The 25,060-nt window shown below is 64.4% G+C and carries 20 protein-coding genes; 10 read left to right on the top strand and 10 right to left on the bottom strand.

Translation table 11 applies throughout. The features are described 5' to 3' along the window. Positions 1 to 267 precede the first annotated feature (267 nt). The 9 genes from IVA75_RS30960 to IVA75_RS30920 all read left to right on the top strand — a co-directional run bounded on the left by IVA75_RS30960 (position 268) and on the right by IVA75_RS30920 (position 9,202). Positions 268 to 1,371 carry an ABC transporter substrate-binding protein gene (locus IVA75_RS30960; protein ID WP_247288121.1) on the top strand — a complete coding sequence of 368 codons (1,104 nt, stop codon included), beginning with the start codon at positions 268 to 270 and terminating at the stop codon, positions 1,369 to 1,371. Further along, complete coding sequence (locus IVA75_RS30955) at positions 1,349 to 2,371, top strand: ABC transporter permease subunit (protein ID WP_247288122.1); 1,023 nt, start codon at positions 1,349 to 1,351, stop codon at positions 2,369 to 2,371. Before IVA75_RS30960 ends, IVA75_RS30955 begins: the two co-directional genes overlap by 23 nt. Further along, positions 2,365 to 3,165, top strand: a complete 801-nt coding sequence (locus tag IVA75_RS30950; protein WP_247288123.1) for an ABC transporter ATP-binding protein — start codon at positions 2,365 to 2,367, stop codon at positions 3,163 to 3,165. Before IVA75_RS30955 ends, IVA75_RS30950 begins: the two co-directional genes overlap by 7 nt. Then, a complete protein-coding gene (locus tag IVA75_RS30945; protein ID WP_247288124.1) occupies positions 3,159 to 4,331 on the top strand; it encodes an acyl-CoA dehydrogenase family protein in 1,173 nt (390 codons plus the stop codon). Before IVA75_RS30950 ends, IVA75_RS30945 begins: the two co-directional genes overlap by 7 nt. A 29-nt stretch (positions 4,332 to 4,360) precedes the next feature. Then, complete coding sequence (locus tag IVA75_RS30940; protein ID WP_247288126.1) at positions 4,361 to 5,461, top strand: LLM class flavin-dependent oxidoreductase; 1,101 nt, start codon at positions 4,361 to 4,363, stop codon at positions 5,459 to 5,461. Next, positions 5,458 to 6,396: an ABC transporter substrate-binding protein gene (locus tag IVA75_RS30935; RefSeq protein ID WP_247288128.1), complete on the top strand. Its 939-nt coding sequence runs from the start codon at positions 5,458 to 5,460 to the stop codon at positions 6,394 to 6,396. Before IVA75_RS30940 ends, IVA75_RS30935 begins: the two co-directional genes overlap by 4 nt. 326 nt (positions 6,397 to 6,722) lie before the next feature. Beyond that, entirely contained in the window at positions 6,723 to 7,568 is an 846-nt protein-coding gene (locus IVA75_RS30930) for a CmcJ/NvfI family oxidoreductase (protein ID WP_247288130.1), read from the top strand. Positions 7,569 to 7,671: 103 nt separating this feature from the next. Next, positions 7,672 to 7,983 (top strand): septal ring lytic transglycosylase RlpA family protein, encoded by a 312-nt coding sequence (locus IVA75_RS30925; protein WP_007601095.1) that lies wholly within the window; start codon positions 7,672 to 7,674, stop codon positions 7,981 to 7,983. Between the two features lie 49 nt (positions 7,984 to 8,032). Then, complete coding sequence (locus IVA75_RS30920; RefSeq protein WP_247288132.1) at positions 8,033 to 9,202, top strand: Gfo/Idh/MocA family oxidoreductase; 1,170 nt, start codon at positions 8,033 to 8,035, stop codon at positions 9,200 to 9,202. Positions 9,203 to 10,288: 1,086 nt separating this feature from the next. Here the strand turns inward: IVA75_RS30920 and IVA75_RS30915 are convergent. The 10 genes from IVA75_RS30915 to IVA75_RS30870 form a co-directional block, all read right to left on the bottom strand. Continuing rightward, a complete protein-coding gene (locus IVA75_RS30915; protein ID WP_247288133.1) occupies positions 10,289 to 11,599 on the bottom strand; it encodes an ABC transporter substrate-binding protein in 1,311 nt (436 codons plus the stop codon). A 155-nt stretch (positions 11,600 to 11,754) separates the two neighbouring features. Beyond that, positions 11,755 to 14,271 (bottom strand): excinuclease ABC subunit UvrA, encoded by a 2,517-nt coding sequence (gene uvrA / locus IVA75_RS30910; protein WP_247288134.1) that lies wholly within the window; start codon positions 14,269 to 14,271, stop codon positions 11,755 to 11,757. A 174-nt stretch (positions 14,272 to 14,445) separates the two neighbouring features. Beyond that, the gene (locus tag IVA75_RS30905; RefSeq protein WP_027570851.1) at positions 14,446 to 15,687 is read right to left on the bottom strand and encodes an ABC transporter substrate-binding protein; all 1,242 of its coding nucleotides are present in this window, start codon (positions 15,685 to 15,687) and stop codon (positions 14,446 to 14,448) included. A 41-nt stretch (positions 15,688 to 15,728) separates the two neighbouring features. Continuing rightward, on the bottom strand, positions 15,729 to 17,210 hold the full coding sequence (locus IVA75_RS30900; RefSeq protein WP_247288135.1) for an ATP-binding cassette domain-containing protein: 1,482 nt from the start codon (positions 17,208 to 17,210) through the stop codon (positions 15,729 to 15,731). Further along, a complete protein-coding gene (locus tag IVA75_RS30895; RefSeq protein ID WP_247288136.1) occupies positions 17,210 to 18,136 on the bottom strand; it encodes a branched-chain amino acid ABC transporter permease in 927 nt (308 codons plus the stop codon). Before IVA75_RS30895 ends, IVA75_RS30900 begins: the two co-directional genes overlap by 1 nt. A gap of 1 nt (position 18,137) precedes the next feature. Next, positions 18,138 to 19,013: a branched-chain amino acid ABC transporter permease gene (locus tag IVA75_RS30890; protein ID WP_027570854.1), complete on the bottom strand. Its 876-nt coding sequence runs from the start codon at positions 19,011 to 19,013 to the stop codon at positions 18,138 to 18,140. A gap of 103 nt (positions 19,014 to 19,116) precedes the next feature. Continuing rightward, positions 19,117 to 20,358, bottom strand: coding sequence for an ABC transporter substrate-binding protein (locus tag IVA75_RS30885; protein ID WP_247288137.1), 1,242 nt, complete (start codon positions 20,356 to 20,358; stop codon positions 19,117 to 19,119). A 250-nt stretch (positions 20,359 to 20,608) separates the two neighbouring features. After that, a complete protein-coding gene (locus IVA75_RS30880) occupies positions 20,609 to 21,712 on the bottom strand; it encodes an FAD-dependent oxidoreductase (RefSeq protein WP_247288138.1) in 1,104 nt (367 codons plus the stop codon). Positions 21,713 to 21,722: 10 nt separating this feature from the next. Then, positions 21,723 to 22,907, bottom strand: coding sequence for a hypothetical protein (locus IVA75_RS30875; protein WP_247288139.1), 1,185 nt, complete (start codon positions 22,905 to 22,907; stop codon positions 21,723 to 21,725). Between the two features lie 198 nt (positions 22,908 to 23,105). Further along, positions 23,106 to 24,326: an SMP-30/gluconolactonase/LRE family protein gene (locus tag IVA75_RS30870; RefSeq protein WP_027570858.1), complete on the bottom strand. Its 1,221-nt coding sequence runs from the start codon at positions 24,324 to 24,326 to the stop codon at positions 23,106 to 23,108. A gap of 281 nt (positions 24,327 to 24,607) precedes the next feature. Here IVA75_RS30870 and IVA75_RS30865 point away from each other — a divergent pair, with 281 nt between their 5' ends. Then, positions 24,608 to 24,871: a hypothetical protein gene (locus IVA75_RS30865; protein WP_247288140.1), complete on the top strand. Its 264-nt coding sequence runs from the start codon at positions 24,608 to 24,610 to the stop codon at positions 24,869 to 24,871. Positions 24,872 to 25,060: the final 189 nt, after the last annotated feature.

Below are 25,060 nucleotides of genomic sequence, written 5' to 3'. Positions count from 1 at the left end.
GCCGGTCTCCGCCAACCGATGCATCGGCGGAAATCCTTTCATCGTCCTTGCACGCGCAGATGGAGAGAATGACTTCGCTTCGTGCCACATTCGAAATTCCATTTCATTGACGATACGGCGAACGCGCCGCATGATTTGCGCATCGCATCAAGGCACCGAGCAGGCGCTGGCGAAAAGAATTTCTCTTGACGCAGCTCCGCACGGAACAGGCGCAACGCAAGCCGTTGTGCCGATGGCGGAGCCGTGCCAGCGCAGGAGTGGAGACGGATGAACGACGATGACAAGCGCGACGGATCGAGGCTCGACCGGCGCCATTTGCTCCAGGCGGGATTAGCTGCGGCATTCGCTGCGCCGCTCGGTGCCTTCGGTGCGGCACAGGCCTTTGCGCCGCGGGCCATCGCGCCCGGCGTCGATCTCTCGGAGTTTCCGCTGTGCCGGACGGCGTCGGATGTGCCCGCGCTCACCGGGGCGCCGCGCAAGCTCAAGCTGTCCTGGAACGCCGGCGCGGTCTGTCTCGCCCCGGTGCCGGTCGCCATCGAGCACGGCTTCTTCCAGAAGCACAATCTCGACATCGAACTCATCAATTATTCCGGTTCGACCGACCAGCTGCTCGAGGCCATTGCGACCGGCAAGAGCGATGCCGGGCTCGGCATGGCGCTCCGCTGGCTGAAGCCGCTGGAGCAGGGCTTTGACGTCAAGATTGCCGCCGGCACCCATGGTGGCTGCATGCGGGTGCTGACGCGCGCCGATTCCAGCGTGAGCAAGCTTGCCGATCTCAAGGGCAAGATCGTCGCGGTCGGCGATCTCGGCGGCCCCGACAAGAATTTCTTCTCCATTCAGCTCGCCAAGCTCGGTATCGATCCGAACAAGGATGTCGACTGGCGCGCCTATCCCGGCAACCTTCTCAACGTCGCCGTCGAGAAGGGCGAGGTGCAGGCCTTCCTGTCGTCCGACCCGCTGGGTTATCTCTGGCTCAAGGACAGCCAGTACAAGGAGGTCGCCTCCAATCTCGATGGCGAATATCGCGACAAGAGCTGCTGTATCCTTGGCCTGCGCGGCAGCCTGGTGCGCGAGGAGCCGCTGGTCGCGCGCGCCCTGACGCAGGCGCTGCTCGATGCCGCGATGTTCACTGCGCAAAATCCGTCAGTGACGGCGAAATCGTTCCAGCCTTACGCGCCGAAGACGGCGTCGCTCACGGATATCGAGGGTATGGTGCGCTACCACACTCATCACCATCACCCCGTCGGCGAAGTCCTGAAGCGCGAGCTCAAGGCCTATGCCGACGATCTCAAGAGCGTGCAGGTGTTCAAGCAGAGCACGGATACGGCCAGATTTGCGGAGCGCATCTATGTCGACGTATTCGCTGTCTGACGGCCTTGCCTCCGGCGCGCCGCGCCTCTCGCGCGCACCGTGGCTGACGAGCTGGGTCCGGGACTCCGGTGTCGGCATTCTCGCCAGCGTGGCGTGGATTGCCTTCGGACTGTCCTGCCTGTGGTGGGAGGACGTCGGCGACTGGTCGCGGACCCATTCGCTCGGCATTGCCGCACTTGTCATCGCAGCGATCGCGCTGTTCGGGACGGTCGGCGCCGATTACCTCGGTTCGACGGGCCGGGCCTTGCGCCAGCGCGCGCCGTGGCTCGTCGTGCTCGGCGTCGTCCTGACCCTGTGGGAAGTCGCGACGGCGAAATTCGCCTGGCTGCCATTGCCGTTCTTCCCGCCGCCGCAGTCGATCATCGAGGTCTACACCGACGATCTGCCGAAACTGCTCGACAGCGTGTTCGCCTCGGTCAAGCTCCAGCTGGGCGGTTATCTGATCGGCGCGACGGTCGGCTTCCTGACCGGCGTCTCGATCGGCTGGTCGCGCGCGGTCGGCTATTGGGTGCACCCGGTGCTGCGCTTCATCGGCCCGCTGCCGGCGACCGCGTGGCTGCCGATCGCCTTCTTCACGTTCCCGTCAAGCTGGAGCGCGTCTACCTTTCTGATCGCGCTGGCAACGGGGTTCCCGGTCACCGTGTTGACCTGGTCGGGTGTCGCGAGCGTGAGCAACGCCTACTATGACGTCGCGCGGACGCTGGGGGCAAAGCCGTCCTTCCTGGTGTTGAAGGTCGCAATCCCCGCGGCCTTGCCGCACGTTTTCGTCGGCCTGTTCATGGGGCTCGGCTCGTCCTTTGCCGTGCTCGTCGTCGCCGAGATGATCGGTGTCAAGGCCGGCCTCGGCTGGTACCTGCAATGGGCGCAGGGCTGGGCCGCCTACGCCAATATGTATGCGGCGCTGATCGTGATGTCATTGCTCTGCTCCGGCGCGATCACGCTGCTGTTTGCGATCCGCGATCGCCTGCTGGTCTGGCAGAAGGGGACCGTGAAATGGTAGCCGCAACTGCACTGGCTGAAATCGACGCTCACTCGGCCGCGGGCGCCGCGCTCGACATCGAGCAGGTCAGCTACGCCTTCGACATCGACGGCGCCGAGCTGCCGGTGCTCAGCGACGTCAGCATCTCCGTCGAGCCGGGCGAGTTCGTTGCGCTGCTCGGTCCCTCCGGCTGCGGCAAGTCCACGCTGCTGCGCCTCGTCGCAGGCCTCGACAAGCCCCGATCCGGAACGCTGCGCGAGGACGAGGCGCGCATCACGAGACCGCACCCGTCGCGCGTTGTCGTGTTCCAGGATCCGACCTTGTTTCCCTGGCGCACAGTCTGGGACAATGTCGCGCTCGGGCTGGAGGCGCAGGGCATCTTGAAGAGCCAGCGTCACCGCGTCGATGCCGCCCTCGATCTCGTGGGGCTATCGTCCTTCCGCAATGCCTATCCGCACCAGCTCTCGGGCGGCATGGCGCAACGCGTCGCACTGGCCCGCGCGCTGGTCAACGATCCGAAAATCCTCATCCTCGACGAGCCGCTGGGCAAGCTCGATTCGTTGACCCGCATCACCATGCAAGCCGAGCTGGTCTCGCTGTGGCAGCGCAAGGGCTTTACCACGCTGCTGGTGACGCATGACGCCGAGGAGGCGCTGGTGCTCGCCAACCGCGTCATCGTGTTCAGCGACCGCCCGGCGCGCGTGAAGGCCGATATCCGTGTCGACCGGCCCTATCCGCGCCATCGCGGTGATCCGTATCTGGCCGATTTGCGCCGCCAGATTCTTGGCCTGCTCGGATTGGACGCCACATGGTAACTCCGATCGCCAAGGGGCGCGCGGCGCATCACGAACCCGACTACATCGCACGTGCCGAAGCGCTGGCCGAGGCTTTCGCTGCCCGTGCGGCCGAGTACGATCGGACCGGAAGCTTCCCGTTCGAGAATTTTCGCGAGCTGTCCGAGGCAGGCCTGCTGTCGCTGACGGTGCCTGCCGCCCATGGCGGCGCCGGGGCCGGCGCACGATACGCCGCACGCGTCCTCGGCATCATCGGCAAGGCCGATCCGTCGACCGCGCTGGTGCTGTCAATGCACTACATCAACCATCTGGTGATGGCACGGAGCCCGACCTGGCCGGCGCGGCTGTCGCGCAAGCTCGCGCGCGAGAGTGTCGAAGACCTTGCGCTCGTCAACGCACTCCGCGTCGAGCCCGAACTGGGTTCGCCTGCGCGCGGCGGCCTGCCCGCGACCATTGCACGCCGGACCGAGACCGGCTGGCGGCTCTCGGGGCACAAGATCTATTCGACGGGATCGCCGATCCTGAAATGGTATCTGGTCTGGGCGCGGACGGACGAAGCCGAGCCGCGCGTCGGACAGTTCCTGGTGCCGGCGGGCCTGCCGGGCACGCGTATCGTCGAGACCTGGGATCACCACGGCCTGCGGGCCAGCGGCAGCCACGACGTCATCTTCGACGACGTCGTGATACCTCTCGATGCCGAGATCGACGTGCGCAAGCCGGCGGACTGGCGCGCACCCGATGTCGCGCAGGCGACCGTCCACACGATCTTTGTCGCCGCGATCTATGACGGCGTTGCGCGGGCTGCACGCGACTGGCTGGTCGGGTTCCTGAAGCAGCGCGTGCCGGCCAGCCTGGGAGCGCCGCTTGCGACCTTGCCGCGCGCGCAGGAGATTCTTGGCGCGATCGAGGCGCGGCTCGCCGTCAATGCACGGCTGATCGCATCCTTCGCCGCTGATTTCGACGACGGTGTCGCGCTTTCGGCGGCCGAGTCCAACGTCATCAAGCTGACCGTGACCAACAACGCCGTCGCCGCGGTCGAGGAGGCCTTGTCGCTGACCGGCAATCACGGCCTGTCCCGCGCCAATCCGCTGGAGCGGCACTATCGCGACGTCCTGTGCGGTCGCGTGCACACGCCGCAGGACGATTCCACGCGCACCGGCCTCGGCCGTGCCGCATTGGGCCTCTAGCCTGCCGCCAAACATTCAGGGAGAACATCATGTCGATCGAGTTCATCGGCTTTATCGCCAACAGTAATGCGTCCGAGACCATCGTGCGTCAGGGTCCGGTGCTCGATCCGGTTTATATCGAGACCGTCGCGAAGGCGCATGAGCTCGCGGGTTTCGACCGCGCGCTGCTGGCGTTCCATTCGACCACGCCGGATGCGCTCCAGGTCGCCCAGCATGTGCTGACCATCACCAAGTCGTTAAAAGTGATGATCGCGCAGCGGCCGGGCTTTACCGCGCCGACGCTGCTCGCGCGGCAGCTGGCGACGCTTGACCAGCTCTATGGAGGCCGCGTCTCGCTGCACGTCATCACCGGCGGCAATGCAGCCGAGCTCAGACAGGACGGCAACACGCTCGACGACAAGGACGAGCGTTACGCCCGCACCAGCGAGTTTCTCGATGTGGTGAAGCTGGAATGGACCAGCGAGAAGCCGTTCAACTACAGCGGCAAGTACTACAACGTCGAGAATGGTTTTTCGCAGGTGAAGCCGCTGCAGAAGGCCGGCATCTACACCTTCGTCGGCGGTGGCTCCGACGCTGCGATCGACGTCGCGGGCAAGCATGCCGACACTTTTGCGCTGTGGGGCGAATCCTACGCGCAGGTGCGCGACGTCACCGCGCGCGTTCACAATGCGGCCGTCAGGCAGGGCCGTCCGACGCCGCGATTCAGCCTCTCGGTGCGGCCGATCATCGCCCCGACCGAGAAGCAGGCCTGGGACAAGGCGGAAGAGATTCTTGCGCGCGCCACCGCGCTCCAGGACAAGACCGGCTATCGCAAGCCCGCTGACGGCCATGCCACCGCCGGCGCGCGGCGCCTGCTCTCGCTCGCCGACCAGGGCAGCCGCATCGACAAGCGGCTGTGGACCGAGATCGCAAAGCTCACCGGCGCCAACAGCAACACCACCGCGCTGGTCGGCACGCCCGAGCAGGTCGCCGAGGTCTTCGGCGACTATTACGACCTCGGCGTCAGCCATTTCCTGATCCGCGGCTTCGACCCCCTGATCGACGCCATCGAATACGGCCGCGACCTGATCCCGCTGACGCGCGAGGTGATCGCCAAGCGGCAGGCCGTTCGCGGCGAGGCGGCGGAATGATCCGCCTCATGCTGGCCGGCGCGCTGCTGTTCGGCTCGTTCGACCTGGCAGCGGCGCAAACCACCTTGCGCGTCGGCGACCAGAAGGGCAATTCGCAGGCCGTGATGGAAGCGGCGGGCGTGCTCAAGGACGTGCCGTACAAGATCGAGTGGAAGGAATTTCCCGCGGCTGCGCCGCTGCTCGAAGCGCTCAGCGCCGGCGCGATCGAGACCGGGCTCGTTGGCGACGCACCCTTCACCTTCGCCGCCGCCTCAGGCGCGCCGGTGAAGGCGATCGCCGCGATCCGGCAGACGCGCGAGGGGCTTGCCATCCTCGTGCCCGAGAATTCGCCGATCAAGAGCTTTGCGGATTTGCGCGGCAAGAAGATCGCGACTGGCCGTGGCTCGATCGGGCACCAGTTGATCCTTGCCGCGCTCGAGAAGAACGGTTGGGCTGCGGCTGACGTGCAGATTGCGTTCCTGGCGCCGTCCGATGCCAAGATCGCCTACACGCAAGGCTCCGTCGACGCGTGGTCGACCTGGGAGCCTTATGTCAGCCAGGAGGAGGTGTTGTTCAAGTCGCGCCGCGTCATCACCTCAGAGGGCCTGACGCCGGGGCTGAGCTTTCAGGTGGCGCGGCCCGATGCCATCCGCGACAAGCGCGCGGAGCTGACCGACTTCATCCGGCGCCTCACCGCGGCGCGGGCGTGGTCGCTGAACAATGTCGACAGCTATGCCGCGACCTGGGGCAGGCTGATGAACATCCCGACCGCCGTGCCGCAAAACTGGCTGTCGCGCGCAAAAATCCGGATCGCGCCGATCGATGACGGCGTGGTCGCGGACGAGCAGAGCACGATCGATCTCTATTTTCGCTGGAGCCTTATCAAGCAGAAGCTCGATGCGGCCGAGGTCGTAGATCGCTCGTTCTCGGATGCGATTGCGAAGGCAGGGCTGTAGGGCACCCGGGTGTCCCGGACGCGACGCTTACCCCTCTCCCCTTGCGGGAGAGGGTGGCTCGCCGCGTAGCGGCGAGACGGGTGAGGGGTTCTCTCCGCGAGTAGTCTCTCACATTGAAGTGAGCCGATAGAACCCCTCATCCGGCGCTTCGCGCCACCTTCTCCCGCAAGGGGAGAAGGAGTGCGGCGAGCGTTGGTCTTCCCTCGAAACGATCCTTCTGCATTCCGCGCTCATGACAACACCCGCGTTGCTATTTGCACGACCTCCCTTGCGCCGCGCTACATCCCGGCAAAAATCATAACGACGACCGCATCGGGAGACCGGCCATGGGCCTGCAAGAAACAAAAATCGAATCGCTTCCCTTCGTCACCGCCGAACTCAACTATCTCGCGCCGGTTTCCGGCAAGCCGCGTACCTACGCCTTCGATCCGCCGCCTGGCGAGCCCAAGAGCACGTCGTTGCCGGAGCCGCATCAGGTCCCGATCTTCGATGCGCGACTGATCGCGCAGAATTTCTCGCTCGACCGCGAAGGTTTTGCGCTGGTGCGGCATCCAACCCAGGTCAAGGACTTCAGCAACGACGACGAGGTGAGGGCGGTCTACTATCCCGCCGTCGAGGCCTTCCTGCGCGCAACGCTGAAAGCCGACCGCGTCGTCATCTTCGACCATACCGTGCGCAGGCGCGTCGAGGGCGCCGCGGATATTCGCGACGGTGGCCCGCGTCAGCCGGCAACACGCGTCCACGTCGACCAGACCGCCGTCTCGGGCGCCAACCGCGTGCGCGAGCATCTGCCCGATGAGGCCGAGGAGCTGCTGAAAGGCCGCGTCCAGGTGATCAATCTGTGGCGGCCGATCCGTGGTCCATTGCGCGACTCACCGCTGGCGATGGCCGACGGTACGACGGTTAGGCCTGACGATCTCGTCGCCTCCGACCTGATCTATCCCAACCGTCGCGGCGAAACCTATTCGGTGAAATACAATCCAAACCATCGCTGGTTCTATTTCCCGGAGATGACGTCGGACGAAGCGCTGCTACTCAAGTGCTACGATTCCGCGACGGACGGCCGCACCCGCTTCGGGCCCCACACCAAGTTCGTCGATCCCACTACGCCGGCCGATGCGGCACCGCGCGAAAGTATCGAGGTTCGGACGCTCGTGTTTCACAAACAGTAACAATGTGTGATGGCACCGCCGGGCGCGACCCGGCGGCGCCTGAGGAACCCACGGGAACCAACAAACGTTGCTGGGCGGGGCAGGGCCAACCGGGAGCGGTGCCGTGCGAGCGCAGACCACGCTATTTTCTTGCCTTGCCACTTTTTCGCTTTCTGCAGTTTCCTTTGCCCAGGCCGAGAGCGGGCTTGCCTCCTATTACGGATACGGAAAAGCCGGAAAAGGCGAGCTGACCTGCGCGCACCGGACGCGCCCCTTCGGAAGCGTGCTGAGGGTGTCGTACGGGAGCCGCTCGATTCAATGCCGGGTCAACGATCGCGGCCCCTTCATCCGCGGCCGGATCGTCGATCTCTCGGTGCCGGCCGCCAAGGCGCTGGGCATGATGAGCGCCGGCGTGGTGCGGGTCTCGGTGGAATAGGTCCGCCGGCGCGCTATAGTGCCGCCCAAAGCATGGGTCAGGGGGCGCTATGGCCAGGATCAGGGTGGGACTCGTCGGCTGCGGCTTCGTGTCGGAGCTGCATATGTATGCGTTCCGGCGCGTCTACGGCGTGGATGTCGAGGTCGCGGCGGTCGCTGCGCGCGGCGACCACGTCGTCGAATTCGCCGGGCGCCACCAGATCCCACGGGTCTATCGCGGCTTCGCCGAATTGATCGCGGACCGCGAGCTCGACGTCATCGACATCTGCACGCCGCCCAATCTGCATGCCGAAATGATCGTCACCGCCATGCAGGCCGGCAAGCACGTGATCTGCGAAAAGCCGTTCGCCGGCTATTTCGGCCGCGACGGCGACCGGCAGCCGATCGGCAAGCATGTGCTGAAGGCGCTGATGTATGAGCGCGTGCTGGAAGAGATGGACGCCACGCGTGCCGCGATCGAGCGCACCGGAAAGCTCTTCATGTATGCCGAGGACTGGATCTACGCCCCCGCGGTGACCAAGACCGCGGAGATTCTAAGAGCGACCAAAGACAAAATCCTGTTCATGAAGGGCGAGGAGAGCCATTCCGGCTCGCACGCGGCCCATGCCGCGCAATGGGCGATGACCGGCGGCGGCTCGCTGATCCGGATGGGCTGCCATCCGCTCTCCGCCGTGCTGTATCTCAAGCAGGTTGAGGCCAAGGCGCGCGGCGAGACCATCCGCGTCGCCAGCGTCACCGGCGATGTCGGCAACGTCACGGCCGTCCTCAAGCCGGAGGAGCGTACCTACATCAAGGCAAATCCTGTTGACGTTGAGGATTGGGGCACGCTGACCGCGACGTTTTCGGACGGCACCAAGGCTACCGTGTTCTCCGGCGACATGATCATGGGCGGCGTGCGCAATCTGATCGAGACCTACACGTCGGGCGGCTCGCTGTTCGCCAACATCACGCCGAACAATCATTTGATGAGCTACCAGACCTCCGAGGAGAAGCTCGCCTCCGTCTACATCACCGAGAAGGTCGACCGCAAAACCGGCTGGCAATATGTCTGCCTCGAAGAGGAGTGGACGCGCGGCTATCTCCAGGAGATCCAGGACTTCATGGAATGCGCCGCGACGGGACGGCAGCCGCTGTCGGACCTCGCGCTGGCGTATGAGACGATCAAGGTGAACTACGCGGGCTACTGGGCGGCGGAGGAGGGACGGCGGGTGGTGTTATAGGGCGTGACAACGCCGATCTAGCTGAACCCGGTGCGTCCGTATTCAGCGCCTCCCGAGTGTCGTCAATGAGAAGCGCTGTGCGTCGCCTGGTCTCGCCCGCGACCTTGCCGCGACAAGGGCGCGAGCCTGATCGAGCGAATAGGCGCAGACTGTGAACAGCGGCTTCGGGCTCTGGCCGGGGATCGGCTGAAGGACTGTGAAGGACTTCGGGTTTCGCATGGCTTGCTCCGGGCTTGCGGACGACGATGCCGTCCTGTCCCGGTTCAGCCACCAGTGGGCGATGCAGTAAAACCAAGCCTTCGCCCCGAAATTCATTGTCCGACACTGATTGCGGGGCCTCATAGCCGCCGCCGATGTCGCGGCTGAAGCCGCCCCGTTGTGCCAAGGACCCCACCATCCCATCGTAGCGCTTGACGAGGGGACATGACTGGCAAATCTTTGTCGCGTTATTGGCATGGTCTGTTTGGATATGGATTAAATCATTGTGGAAAGTTCAGCTCAAACTACGCTTGGAAATACACTCGTCTCGCTCCTGATCTGGGCCTGCATGGCGAGCGCTGCGTTGGCTCAATCTGGCAGTGCAGGCGGGAGTATCTCGAATGATGAGAAATCCCTTTCCGGCTTGCGGCAGGCACCGCGCACGGTGGAGCCTGAGAAGCCCGCACGACGCAGCAAGCCCGAAGCCGCCCGGAAAAGCGGTGGTGGTGGTAGCGGTGTTAGCAGGTTCGACGGCGCGTGGCTCGTTACTGCAGTGGGCTGCGGTACCACCACCACGTCGACAGTCGTCGTCTCCGGCGGAAGGGTCAGTGGCGGGGGTGCCACCGGAACGATCAACGCCAACGGGGTCGGCCACTCCGTCGGCATCTACGATGGGGTCACCGTCACCGGTACCAGCTTTACTTCGGGCAATCGAGGCACCGGAACGTTCAGAGCATCGACTGGCTGTACAGGCACAGTCACCTCAATCAAACAGTAAAACGATTGCCTAATTGGGGAGGTGCGACCTACTCACCCGTCTCACCGCTTCGCGGCGAGCCACCCTCTCCCGCAAGGGGAGAGGGTGCACCGTCGTCGCGGCGCGTAGGCTCACGTCCCGTAGGTCGATCCCTTCGGCAGCGGAAACACCGGGTCTTGCGTCCTGATGTTGGTCGGCCACACCACCGAGATGTGCTCGCCGGCATTCTGCATCACGACGGGGGTCGAGCGTTCGTTCTGGCCGGAGAGCGGCGTGCCCGGTGGGAAGAACTTTACGCCATAGCCCTGGATGGTGCCGCCGGCGGGAATGTCGACGTCGAGCGCGGCCTTGCGGATGGCCTCGGGCTCGAAGCTGCCGTACTTTTCCTTGGCGACCGGCAGCACGCTGTTGAGCAGAATCCAGGTCTGGTTGAAACCCATCGAGCAGTGCGGCGGCACGTCGGTCGCGCCGGTCTTGGCCTGGTAGCGCGAAACCATGGTCTTGGTCAGGTCGCCGATTCCAGGCGCAAGCTTGGAGGCATCGAGCAGTTGCGCCGGCACCGGATCGATGTTGCAGAAATTGTCGATGTCGGGGCCGAAGGTCGCGCGCAGCTTGTCGAGCTGGCTGTAGCCGGCGCCCGCGCCGAACAGCATCTTGAAGCGCAGGCCGCTCTCGCGGGCTTGACGGAGGAACAGGGTGATGTCGGGGTTGTAGCCGGCATGCGAGATCACATCGACCTTGGCGCGCTTGAGCTTGGTCACAAGCACCGAGAGATCGGGCGCGGACGCCGAATAGCCTTCGCGCATCACCACCTGGATGCCCGCCTGCTTGGCATAGGCCTCGTCGGCCGCCGCGACGCCGACGCCGTAAGGCCCGTCCTCGTGGATCAGCGCAACCTTGACGTCCTTCGGGTCCATGCCGAGCTTGCCTTGCGCGTGCTCGGCGACGAAGCCCGCGAAGGCCTGGCCGTACTGATCGGAATGGATCTGCGCGCGAAACACATATTGCAGATTCTTGTCCTTGAACACGGCGGTCGAGACCGCGGTCGTGATCCAGAGGATCTTCTTCTGCTGCTCGACCTTCGCCGCCATCGGCACCGCATGCGCGCTGGAATAGACGCCGTTGATGATGTCGATCTTTTCCTGGCTGATCAGCCGCTCGGCTTCGTTGATCGCCACGTCCGCCTTGCTCTGCGAGTCCGCCGCGACCGGCACGATCTTGGTCTTGCCGCCGATGCCGCCCTTTTCGTTGACGAGGTCGATGGCGATCTGCGCGCCGACCGAGGAGGCGACCGAGCCGCCAGCGGCGAACGGACCGGTGAGGTCGTAGATCAGGCCGATGCGTAAATTTTCGGCTTGCGCCTGGGCCCGTGTCCAATCGAGGCTGAGTGCGGCGGCGGCAGCCGCCGAGCTCTTCAGCAGCTGCCTGCGTGAAGTCGGCATCCTATCCTCCCTCAAAAACCGTTTTATGATTTGGTCTTGTTATTCTTTTTCGAAGTATGGGGAGCGGGGCGGCGGAAAGTCAACATGGCGAAAGTCGGGGTCCCGCCTCCGCGGCGCAGAACGCAATTGCGAAATGGGCGGCGACGAGACCCGCGCTATTGTTTCAAGCGACGGGCGAGATAGCCGGCGGTCTTCCCGCCGGCCTTGGCCACCTCGCGCGGTGTCCCTGACGCAACAATGCGGCCGCCTTCATCGCCGGCGCCGGGGCCGAGGTCGATAATCCAGTCGCTGTGAGAGACGACATCCATGTCATGCTCGACCACGACCACGCTGTTTCCGGCGTCCACGATGCGCTCGAGCTGGGCGATCAGTCGCTCGACATCCTTGGGATGCAGACCGGTGGTCGGCTCGTCCAGGACATAGAGCGTGTGACCGCGTTGCGGCCGCATGAGCTCGGTCGCGAGCTTGATGCGCTGGGCTTCGCCACCCGACAGTTCGGTGGCGGACTGACCGAGGCGGATATAACCGAGCCCGACCTCGCGGACGACCGACAGCGACCGGTTCAGTGTTGAATCTTCGCGGAAGAATTCGAAGGCCTCGTCGACGCGCATCGCCAGCACATCCGCGATGGATTTTTCGCGGATCTTCACCTCCAGCGTCTTGTCATTGTAGCGCGCGCCCTTGCAGGTCGGGCAGGGTGCGTAGACGCTGGGCAGGAACAGCAGCTCGACGCAGACAAATCCCTCGCCTTCGCAGGTGCTGCATCGGCCTTTCGCGACATTGAAAGAGAAGCGCCCGGCATCGTAGCGGCGGGACTTTGCCTGCGGCGTCGCGGCGAACAGCCGCCGGACGTGGTCAAACAGGCCGGTATAGGTCGCAAGGTTCGATCGTGGCGTGCGGCCGATCGGCTTCTGGTCCACCACCACGAGGCGATCGATCTGGTCGAGGCCGGCGACAATCTTGCCGCCCAATGTCTCGACCGTGGGTGCTGCCAGGCTGTCGTCGTCCGCGTCCGCGGCCCGTGTATGGCCGAGATGCTCCGCCACGGCATCGACGAGGAATTGACTGATCAGGCTCGATTTGCCCGAGCCCGACACGCCGGTCACGCTGGCGAGAATCCCGAGCGGGATATCGACGTCGAGGCCGCGCAGATTGTTGCGGGTCACACCCCGGATATTCAGATGGCCCTTCGGCTCGCGGCGGACCGTCGGCAGCGGCTTTCGTGGATGCGCGAGATAATGGGCGGTTCGCGATTGCGCGACCTGCCCGAGCCCTGCGGGCGGGCCGCTATAGAGAATGTTTCCCCCGCCCTCGCCAGCATCCGGCCCGACGTCGACCAGCCAGTCGGCATGCCTGATTACCTCGATCTCGTGTTCGACCACAAAGATCGAATTGCCCGCATGCTTCAGCCGGTCCAGCGCCCGCAGCAGCGCCTCGGTGTCGGCGGGATGCAGACCTGCCGACGGTTCGTCGAGCACGTAGACGACGCCGAACAGGTTGGAGCGGACCTGTGTCGCAAGTCGTAGCCGCTGCAACTCGCCCGGCGACAGCGTCGGCGTGCTGCGCTCGCAAGCGAGATAGCCGAGGCCGAGATCGAGCAGGACGGCCAGCCGCGCCGACAGGTCCTCGCAGATGCGCCTGGCGACGATGGTCTTCTCCGATGCCCCATCCGTCGAAGCCTTCGCGAATGGCTTCATCACCTCCTGCAGCTTCTTGAGCGGTAGATGAGACATCTCGGCGATATCAAGACCGGCGAACTTGACCTTGAGCGCCTCGGGCTTCAATCGCGTGCCGTGGCAGGTCGGGCAGTCCTGGGTGATCATGAATTGCGCGACGCGGCGCTTCATCATCGCACTCTCGGACTTGGCATAAGTCTGCATCACGTAGCGCTTGGCGCCGGTGAACGTGCCCTGATAGCTCGGCTCCTCCTTGCGGCGGAGGGCTCGTTTGACTTCTGCCGCAGTGTAACCGGCATAGACCGGAACGGTCGGCTGCTCCTCCGTGAACAGGATCCAGTCGCGGTCCTTCCTGGGCAGCTCACGCCAGGGCTTGTCCACATCGTAGCCCAGCGTGGTCAGGATGTCCCGAAGGTTCTGCCCCTGCCAGGCACTCGGCCACGCCGCGACGGCGCGCTCGCGAATGCTTAGGGTGTCGTCGGGCACCATGGACTTTTCGGTGACGTCGAGCATCCGGCCGATGCCGTGGCAGGTCGGGCAGGCGCCTTCCGGCGTGTTCGGCGAGAACGACTCCGAATAGAGCATCGGCTGTCCGCGCGGGTAATCGCCGGCACGGGAATAGAGCATCCTGAGCAAGTTCGAGATGGTGGTCACGCTGCCGACGGACGACCTCGTCGTCGGTGCGCCGCGCTGCTGCTGGAGCGCGACGGCGGGCGGCAGGCCTTCGATGTCGTCGACCTCAGGGATCTGCATCTGGTGGAAGAGGCGGCGCGCGTAAGGCGACACCGATTCCAGATATCGCCGTTGCGCCTCGGCGTAGATCGTCCCGAAGGCGAGCGAGGATTTTCCGGAGCCCGACACGCCCGTGAACACGACGAGGGCGTTGCGCGGAATACTGACGTCGACGTTCCTGAGATTGTGCTCACGCGCGCCGCGCACGCGAACGAAGCCGTCGTCCTGCATCAGGCCATCGGGTCGTCTTGGTCGGTCGTCCATCTGGCTGCTCCGGCCCACGCATGGGAGGTTAACGGCAGGATCGCAGGATGGGTCCACCGATGACAGCGTACCGGTGGCGTTCTGCACAAAACAAAGGCCCGTCGCGGCTGGAGCGACGGGCCTTGCAAAGGCGATGGGGCGCTCGGGACCGAGCCCGGTGCCCAGTCCGGCGTATTACTGCGACAGCTTCACGAAGCTCGGAAATTTCAGCTTGCCTTCCGCGATCTTCTCGGGCCAGACCACGACCTGCTTGGAGTCCTGCCACTGGAAGACCAGACCGGATACGGTCGTCGGACCGGACTTGATGCCGTGGGTGAACTCGTCGTCCTTGCCGTAGAATTGGATGCGGCCGATCGTGCCCTCGTAGTCGGTCTTTTCGAGTTCGGCGACCATCTTGTCGGGATCGGTCGAGCCCGCGCGCGTGATCGCCTCCGTGATGAAGTAGACCTCGTCATACGCGGTGTAGCCGGTATAGGCCGGCGGCGAGCCGAACTTGGCCTTGAACGCGGCCGCGAACGGTTTCGTCTTGGAGGTCACGGCAACGTCAGGCGTTGCGACCGCCAGCGACGGGACGCCGTCGGCGGCGCCATTGGTGTCCTTCCAGAAGGTCGGGCTCAGCGCCTGCGCGCTGATGCCGAACATCGGGATTGGTACCTGCTGGTTCTTCCACTGCACCGTCGGCTGCACGCCGACATGCGAGATGCCGGTGACGATCACGTCCGGCTTCTTGCCCTCGATATTGTTGAAGATCGGCGTGAAGTCGGTGGTGTCAGGCGAGAACCGCACGTGCTCGACCACCTTGAGGCCTGCTTTCGGAAGACAGGCCTCGTAGCCGACGTCGAGCGGCTTGGTCCAGGCGGCGTCCTCGCTCATGATCGCGACCGTCTTGAACTTGAGCTTGTCGACCAGGAGATCCTTGGCGGCGTCGCAGACGAGCTGCGCTTGCGCGGCCGAAGTCAGATAGCCGTGGAAGGTGTACTTGTTCTTCTCGTAGTCGTTATGGATCGCCTTGGTGATCTCGTTCGAGGCGGCGCCGGGGGTGATCAGCGGCATCTTCAGCCGCGCCGCCCAGGGTTCGAGCGCGAGGACGACCTCGCTGATATAGCTTGCGATCACGGCGGAGACCTTGTCCTCGCTCACCGCGCGCTGGAACGCACGCACCGAGTCCGCCGAGGAGCTTTTGTTGTCGTAGGTCACGATCTCGATCTTGCGGCCGAGAATGCCGCCCTTGGCGTTGATTTCGTCGGCGGCGATCTGCGCGCCGCCAGGCGTCGCGGCACCCGCGATCGACTGCACTTCGGCGATGACGCCGATCTTGATGGGCTCGTTCGACTGCGCGTAGGCGGGAGCAGCGAGGCACAGCGCCAGCGCGGAGGCGAGGAGAAAGCTGCCGCTCAAATTCGTCGATGGTCGCATGGTCGTTTCCCTTTTGCTTGTTTGTTGTTGATATGCGCGAACTAGAGAAAATCGGCGCCAGCCTCCGCGGCGAAGCGGCCAGGATCGCCCTCCCAGACGATCCTTGCATGTTCGAGCACATAGACGCGGTCGGCATGCGGAAGCGCGAAGGTCACGTTCTGCTCGCCGAGCAGCACCGTGATCGACGTCGTCTGCCGCAGCCTCGTTAGGGCCTTGGACAGGAGTTCGAGAATGACGGGGGCGAGGCCCAGCGTCGGCTCGTCCAGGATCAGGATCTGCGGCTGCATCATCAGCGCGCGGCCGATCGCAAGCATCTGCTGCTCGCCACCGGAGAGCGTTTGCGCCATCTGGCCCTGGCGCTCTTTCAGGATCGGGAACAGCTCGAACAGCCAGGCAAGCTGTGCCGCGCGCTTGTCGTCGGCGAGGTGTTGCCCGCCGAGATCGAGGTTTTCGCGCACGCTCATCTCGCCGAACAGCTCGCGCGATTCCGGGCACTGCACGAGGCCGCTGCGGGCGATTTTCGCTGGGCTCGTGCCGCGCAGATTCTCGCCGTTGCGTACGATCTCGCCGGTATAAGGCAGGAAGCCGGAGATGGTGTTGAACAACGTGGTCTTGCCGGCGCCGTTGAGGCCGACAATGGAGACGAACTCGCCCTCGTGGACGTGGATCGAGACGTTCTCCAGCGCCTGCGCCTTGCCGTAGAACACGCTGACGTTCTCGACCTGGAGCAGCGGCACCTTGTCCTTGAAGCTGGTCTCGGGCCGCGCATGGGTCTCGATGGCGCCGCCGAGATAGACCCGCCGCACCGTCTCGTTCTTCATGACGTCCTCGGCTTTGCCGGTGACGATCTCCTCGCCGAGATACATCGCGAGCACGCGGTCGACCAGCGCCGCGACGCTCTTGACGTTGTGGTCGACCAGCATCACCGCGCGGCCCTCGTCGCGAAAACTGCGGATCAGGTCGGAGAAGATTTCGACTTCCGCCCGCGTCAGCCCGGCAAAGGGCTCGTCCACCAGCACGACTTTGGGGTCGCGCGCGATCGCCTTGGCCAGCTCGAGCCGGCGCAGGTCGGCGAAGGGCAGCGTTGGCGGGCGGCGGTTCATCACGTTGCCGAGGCCCACGCGGTCGGCAATCCATTTGGCGCGCTCGACCAGCGCCTTGTCGGGAAACAGCATGAACAGGCTGTCCGGCAGCAGCGCGACCATGATGTTCTCCAGCACGGTCTGCCGGTTCAGCGGCCGCGAATGCTGGAACACCATGCCAAAGCCTTTGCGCGCGATCTTGTGCGCGGGAAGGCCGGCGACGTCCTCGCCCTCGAAGATCACTTCGCCGGCGGTCGGGCGCTCGATGCCCATCACGCTCTTCATCGCGGTCGACTTGCCCGAGCCGTTCGGCCCGATCAGGCCAAAGATCTCGCCGCTATTGACCTCGAAGCCGAGGTTCTTCACCGCCGTCAATCCGCCGAAGCGCTTGGTCAGGCCACGGACTTCGAGCACGGCCCTGTTTGAAGTTCGCATATCCATCACGAGCGCGCCTCACGCGAGAGGGCCGCTCCGAGGAAGCCGCCGGGGAAGAACAGCACGACGAGCAGCGCGACGGCCGAAACGATGAAGGTCGCAAGCTCGCCGGTCGGGCGCAGGAACTCGCCGGCGACGATCAGGAAGATCGCGCCCAGCGCCGCGCCAAGCACGGTGCGCCGGCCGCCGAGCACGGCTGAGACGATCACGTTGACGCCGACCGCGACGTCGACGACAGTGCCGACCGAGGCGGTGCCGAAATAGAATACCAGCAGCGCCCCCGATAGCCCCGAGAAGAACGCGCTGACGATGAAGGCGGCGAGCTTGTGCTTGACGATGTTGAAGCCGAGCGCGCCGGCCTGCACCGGATCCTGGCCGCTGGCTTGCAGAACCAGGCCGATCGGCGACTGCGACAGGCCATAAAGAATGGCCGCCGAGATCGTCATGAAGCCGAGCGCGATCCAGTAATTGGCGCCGGCGTTGATGGTGATGACGTCGGGGATGGTCAGGCCGATCTCGCCGCCGGTGAGGTCGGCAAACACCACGATGAAATTCTGCAGCATCAGCACCGCGACCAGCGTGGTCAGGCCGAAATACGGTCCGCGCACCCGGAGCGCCGGCAGCGCCAGCACGAGGCCGGCGATGACGGAGGCGAGCGCGCCGAGCACGATGCAAGCGTAAACCGACCAGCCGAATTGGGCATTGAGGATGCCGGCGGTGTAGGCGCCCACGCCGATCAGGAAGGTCGGCCCGAAATTGACCTCGCCGGCGAAGCCGAACAGCAGGTCCCAGGCCATTGCGAACACGCCGAAATAGAAGGCGACAGTGAGAAGCCCGAGCACGTAGCCGGAGACATAGAGCGGCAGCGTCGCCGCAATGACGACCAACGCAAGCGAGATGAAGAACAGGCGGGTCGTAAAGAAGCTGGCCATCTCAGCGCCTCCCCAGAAGGCCCTGGGGCCGGATGTACATCACGAACACGAGCAGCAGCAGCGCCGGAATGGTGCGGTAGGCCGGCGAGATCAGGTAGGCCGTGAGCGTTTCGAGATAGCCGACCACGAAGGCCGCGATCAGCGAGCCGGAGACGCTGCCGAGGCCGCCGAGCACGACGATCGAGAACGCGCTCGCGGTCAGCGGTCCGACGCTGTAGGAGCTGACGCCGAGGAACATCCCGAGCAGCACGCCGGCGATGCCGGCGAGGATGCCGTAGATCGCCCATACCACGACGTAGATGTTGGTGAGCTCGAGGCCGAGCAGCGTGACGCCACGTGGGTTCATCGAGGCGGCCAGCACCGCCTTGCCGGTGCGGGTGCGGTTCACCAGGAGCCACAACAGCGCGATGACGAAGCAGCACACGATCGCGGTAAAGATCTCGTTCCTGGGCGTGCGTACGCCGAGGATCTCGACGACGCCCTCGACGATCGGCAGCACGGTCTTGGCGTTGTTGGTGAAGAAATAAGCGATCACCTCCTGGATCATGATCCCCCACAGCAGCGTGCCGGTGAGGACGAAGATCTCCTTCTCTTCATTCGGGATGCGCCGGGAGTCCTGGATCGGCTTCACTACCGCGAAATAGGTCGCAAAGGATGTCAGGAGGGCGACACCGACCCCGATCAGCGCGCCGGCATAGGTGCCGACATTCAGGATGCTGGCGGCGGCCCAAGCCGCCACCGCTGCCGCCACCATGATGGCCCCGTGGGAGAGGTTGAGGACGCCGGACACGCCGAAGATCAGCGTGAAGCCGGTGGCACCGAGAGCATAGAGAGCGCTGATGGCAAAGCCATCGATCAGAATCTGGAAAGCACGCATCTAGGGTTAGCAATCTGATTTATGAGAGACGATGTTGCTGGAGCAACGTGCTGCGGGGCCGCATGTGGAAGCTCCCGGGAGCTGGTCCCGGGAGCGTGTCCTGCTAGTTCGAGAGCTTGATGAAGCTCGGGAACTTGATGTCGACCTTGGCGACTTCCTTGGGCCAGACCGCGCTCTGCTTGCCGCCCTGCCATTGCAGCATCAGCCCGGTGATCAGGCCCTTGCCGTATTTGATCGAGTGCGTGAACGGATCGTCCTTGCCGTAGAACTGGACGCGGCCGATCGTGCCTTCCCAGTCCGTCGTCTCCAGCGCGGCGACCAGCTTGTCGGCGTCGGTCGAGCCCGCGCGCTTCACGGCGTCGGCGATGTAGTAGACCTCGTCATAGGCGGTGTAGCCGGCATAGGAAGGATAGTTGCCGAACTTCTTCTTGAACGCTTCGGCGAACGGCACCGATTTCGGCGTCACCGCGACGCCTGGCCCGGAGACGCCCTGATAGAGCACGCCTTCCGCCGCCTGATTGGTGTCCTTGCCAAAAGTCTCGTTGGTGGCCTGCGAGGCGATGCCGAACATCGGGATCGGCACCTGCTGGTTCTTCCACTGCACCGTCGGCTGCACGCCGACGTGCGAGATGCCGGTGATGATCACGTCGGGCTTGGAGCCCTCGATCTTGTTGAAGATCGGTGTGAAGTCGGTGGTATCAGGCGAGAAGCGGATGTGGTCGAGCACCTTCAGCCCGATCTTGGGCAGGCATTCCTCGTAGCCGATGTCGAGCGGCTTGGTCCAGGCGGCGTCCTCGCTCATGATGACGGCGGTCTTCATGTGCATCTTGTCGACCAGCAGGTCCTTGGCGCCGTCGCAGACAGAAAGCGCCAGCGCGGCGGAGGTCAGATAGCCGTGGAAGGTGTATTTGTTCTTCTCGTAGTCGGCATGCACGCTCTTGCTGATCTCGTTGGACGCGGCACCGGGCGTGACGAACGGCGTCTTCAGCCGCGAGGCCCAGGGCTCCAGCGCCAGCACGACTTCGCTGATGTAGCTGGCGATGACCGCATTGACCTTGTCCTCGTTTACCGCGCGCTGAAATGCGCGCACCGAATCTGCCGAGGACGAGTGATTGTCGTAAGAGACGATCTCGATCTTGCGGCCGTCGACGCCGCCATTGGCGTTGATCTCGTCGGCGGCGAGCTGTGCCGCCTGAGGGATGGAGGCGCCGGCAATCGCCTGCGCTTCCGCGATCACGCCGATCTTGATCGGATCGGCTGCAAGTGCCGCGCCTGACGTCATCAACACAGCGGCCGCGGCGGTACCGAGTGCTATTCGCAACGCAACAGAGAGCGGTTTCTTCATCTTGTTCTCTCCCTTAACAGGCCTCTTATGAGCCATTATGCCGCGACTATACCGGCGGAGACATTCTCGGCAAGTGAAACCGCGTCCCGGATCGTGAGGCACGGACTAAAGTCTAGCGCTGCGCAAATAGCGGGCAGGAAAGCTGTCGGACCCGTTTCACGCGTAGGCATGCAGATTTCGTTGGTAGGCATGCGCAGCTATCGCGGGCGCACAGCAACGCGATCGATGAATGCGATGCCGTCGCGTCGGCTCAGCGCGCTCGCAGCAGCGATGGTTCGAGCGGCGCGAGCCGGGCCGGATCAAATGGCGAGATGTCGACGCTGCGCGTCGCACCCTCCGCGATCAGTTGCGCCATGGCCTCGCCTGTAGCGGGCGCATTCAGGATGCCCCACACATTGTGCCCCGTCGCAACATAAAGACCTTCACTTCGCGGCACCTTGCCGATCAGGGGCAGGCCGTCCTGTGTCACCGGCCGGAAGCAAGCCTGCCGCGCGATGATCCTCTCGGAGCGGAACTGCGGCGACAGCCGCTCGGACATGGTTTGCAGGCGCGCGATCGCGTCGTGGTCGGGCGTCACGGCGGCCGGATCGAGCGGAAGCGGCGCGATGTCGGAGAGAGCGGTGATATGCGTGCTGCCGTCGGCGCGAGGAAAGACCTCGATCGACACGGCACTGCCATTCTCTTCAGACTCCAGGAACAGCGCATCGGCCGGCGCATCCGTGCCGGTGTCGTACACGATGCTTGGGCTGCGCTGGCCGTAGATGGCGGGCAGGCTCATCCATTGCGCGGCGAGCAGCGACCATGGTCCCATCGCGATTACGACGGCGTCCGCCTCGACGATGCGGCCGTCGACCTCGACGCCCGTCGCGGTCGTGCCGTCCGCATCGCGCATGATACCGGTCACCTGGCCGATGCGAAGCTCGGCGCCTTGCGCGAGCGCCGCGTTCATCACGGCCGAGGTGAATTTTTTGGGGTGAACGATCGCGGTGGTCTCCGTCGTGCCGATGCGCTGCGTGATGATGACGCCGTTGCTGAGCCAGCCAAGCGCGGACGGTGTATCCCGGCGTGGATGGCCGTCGGCGGCAACGGAGCCGCTATAGGCACTCATCGGGCGATAACCCCAATCGCCTGCGATCTCGTCCGGCAGCTGCGCATGGATCGCAAAGCTCCGTCGCGCCAGCGCGTCGAGCGGCGAGCCCTCGCACCAGTCGCGCGCGAGGAAGCCGCCCGCCTTACCTGACGCTGCGGCCGCGACGTCCGTCCGCTCCACGACGATGACATCGATGCCGTTCCGGCGGAGAAACCAGGCGGTGCAGGCGCCGATGACGCCGCCGCCGCAGATCACAACGCGCACGAATGCTCTCTCATACAATGAAATCCTTTGCATGGAGATCCGCGGTATGGACCCCCTCCAGCGTAATCGTATCGGTCGCCGTCAGATGGATCACCGCGTTTCCTGTGCTGTCATCGCTGATCAGGCTTTTCAGCGCCGCCCAGTCTGCGAAGCCGTAATCGTGCAAATTGATCAAATCATGCTCTCGCGCCGTGCTGCCGACAGCCTTGTTGCCCTGGTCGAAATCGTTGATCACGTCCAGGCCCGAGCCCTTGTCGAAGACGAATCTGTCGTCGTTCGGTCCGCCCCAGAGTTGGTCATTTCCGCCACCGCCGTTCAGCATGTCCTTGCCGCCCGTGATCGAGCCGGCCGTGAACGGGGCGTAGGACTGTGCGTCGCCATACAGCAAATCGTCGCGGCTGCTGCCGAGAAGAATATCATCTCCGCCATGCGCGTTGCCTGACATGTTCGAGGCATCTCCGACGAGCACGATGGACGTGGAGTCCGGGTTGCCGTTGACAGCCGCGATCAGGATATCGTTGCCGCCGCGGCTATCGTCGCTCATGTAGCCGGCGTCTCCAACCAGAGACGCGCCTCCCGATCGGGCGGTGGCGCCGACGGTGTAGCTGAGGATATCGTTGCCGCCGCGCGCATCGCCGCTCATGGACACGAGGGCGTCGCCCGATATCGAAGCGCCGCCGTAACTGCCGACCTGGGTCACGCTGAGGATATCGTTGCCGCCATGTGCATGATCGCTCATGGAACTGCCGGAGTCTCCGCTGAACGCGCCGGACGATCTGTTTCCCATCGATGCAATGACGACGTCATTGCCGCCGCTCGTGTCGGCCGACATGGCGGTTTCGGCATCGCCAAAAACACCGAGGGTCGCGTAGATCGATGTCGATGCATCGACATGAAGCACATCGTTGCCGCCACGGGCGTGGCCGGACATCGCCTGCGCATCGCCGTCGACGAACACGTAATCGCCGAAGCCGGTGACGGTCGCAGCGAGATGGTCGTTTCCGCCGTGAGAATATTCTTGCAGGGTCTGGTCGTCGCCAACGAATATCAGGACCGCGTTGCCCCCGTCGACGGTCGCGATCATCTTGTCGCTGCCGCCGCGGCCGTCGTTCGGCAGGCCCGGGTCCCCGAACTCGGTCACGAATTGCTGGGACCCAACGCTGACGATGATGGTGTCGTTTGGCATACGGCGCATCGCGCAACTCCCCGTTCAAGTCGGGCGCGGGAACGAAGGGCATCATGCCTTCGCACCGCGCTGCGGCCCTGCCGCGCGATACAATCTTCGTTGGATTGATGGCGGAGATTTGCCCGGGGCGTAGCTTGATTGCGATCAGGGAACCGAGGGCGCCGGCGGTCCATGCCGACGCCCGTGCTTGTGGTCTCTCGCGCGGGCTTAGCCCGGGCCTGCGCCTTGCGTGGCCGTGTACACCGCATAGAGCGACTGGCTCGCGGCCATGAACAGGCGGTTGCGCTTGGGGCCGCCGAAGCAGATGTTGCCGCACACTTCGGGCAGCCGGATGCGGCCGAGGAGCTTGCCGTCCGGCGACCACGTCGTCACGCCGCTATAGCCGACGGCGCGGCCCGCATTGCTGGAGGCCCAGACATTGCCGTTGACGTCGCAGCGCACACCGTCTGGCCCGCACTTCACACCGTCGATCACGCACTCGCTGAACCGCTTCTGGTTGGTGAGCTTGTTGTCGCCGCCGACGTCGAACACGAAAATCTCGCCCTTGCCGCCGGGCCCGGTGTCGCCGGGTCCCTTGCCGGTTGAGACGACGTAGAGCTTCTTGAAGTCCGGCGAGAAGCACAACCCGTTTGGATCTGGCACCTGCTCCTCGGTGACGACGAGGTCGACACGGCCGCTAGGATCGATGCGATAGCAATTGGTCGGCAGCTCGCGCCTGCCCGGTGCGAAGCCGGCCGGCTGTCCAATCCGTGGATTGAGCTTGCCGCTGGAATTGCTCGGACCGCCCGCGGCGTCGGGCTCACCTTCGTAGAGCTGGCCGCCATAGGGCGGATCGGTGAACCAGTAGCTGCCGTCAGGATGCGCGACGACGTCGTTCGGCGAGTTCAGCTTCTTGCCGTTGTAATTGTCGCAAAGCACGGTCGCGGTGCCGTCATGTTCATAACGCGTCACCCGCCGGGTCAAATGTTCGCAGGAGAGTTGACGGCCCTGGAAATCGAACGAGTTGCCGTTGGAATTGTTGGACGGCGAGCGGAACACGCTGACGCGACCGTCGTCTTCGCTCCAGCGCATCTGCCTGTTGTTGGGAATGTCGCTCCATAGCAGATAGCGGCCCTGTGCACTCCACGCCGGGCCTTCAGCCCACAGCACGCCCGTATAGAGACGCTTGATCGCCGTGTTGGGCTGCGCGAGATCGTTGAAGGACGGATCGACCGCGATGACGTCGGGGTCCCAGAAATAAGTGGTCGGCGCGCCGTTGGGACCGAAATCGCGTGGTGGGGTGGTAATCGTCGTCGGCGGCGCGGCAGGTCCGGTCTGGGCCAGCGCGGAGCCGGCGCCAGCAAAAGTGGCGGCGCCGAGCGCAAGCCCCTGAACGAGCGTTCGTCGTGAAAGCGCAGCATCATGGTCACGCTGCTTTTGGCGTATCATCGCGTCCTCCCGGTCATGTTCGGCTAGCCGGTTGATCCGGCCGAGCAGGGCGAGGTTAGTCCGGTCCGATGACGGTTGCGAGGGGGAGGTACGCATCCTCAGCGAGATATCGGGGCGGCAAAAGCGCTGCAACATCGAACACGGAAACGACAAATTCGTCCGGCGCGACGGAGTTTACCGAAACTGCGTTCGGGACATTGCCAAGCTGTGGAGCATGTCAAGCCTTGACCTCCTGCGCGAGGCTGGCAGAACGTCATTGGGGGCGTAAGTCGGAGTTTACTGTGGTCGCTGTCGTCGTACTGGTTTTGCTGCTCGGGATTGCATTTGCGGCCGGCTATTTCACCCGCGACTACGTGTCCCGCAAAAGGCGGGCCGAGGCGCGCCGCTGGCGTGAGTACAGCGAGCCGGATTGGCTGAGTGCCAACGCACCGGCCAATACCAACGAGATCGCGATCGCCGGCAAGGCTGCGCCGGTTGCCACCGGCGAGCTCGGTCAGATGCTGAACCGCTGGGAGAGCAGGGCTCGCGCTCGCCGCACGGCGTAACTCGACGGTCTTGCCGACGCTCGGTCGGTCACACACCCGGCACCGGGTCCTTCCACGCATCCGGCGCTGCGATCATGTCAGCCCTTCTGTCCATCTTTTGGCGTTGCGGTTGCTGCCATTTCTCGTCTAGAAACGGTAGATCGAGCCTCCCGGCAACCAACCGTCAACGGTTTTGACCGAGGATTGAGG

Source organism: Bradyrhizobium sp. 134, from assembly GCF_023074155.1.
Taxonomy (GTDB): Bacteria; Pseudomonadota; Alphaproteobacteria; order Rhizobiales; family Xanthobacteraceae; genus Bradyrhizobium.
Note: the sequence above shows the minus strand (reverse complement) of the source record. Positions and strands in the feature narration are given on the sequence as shown.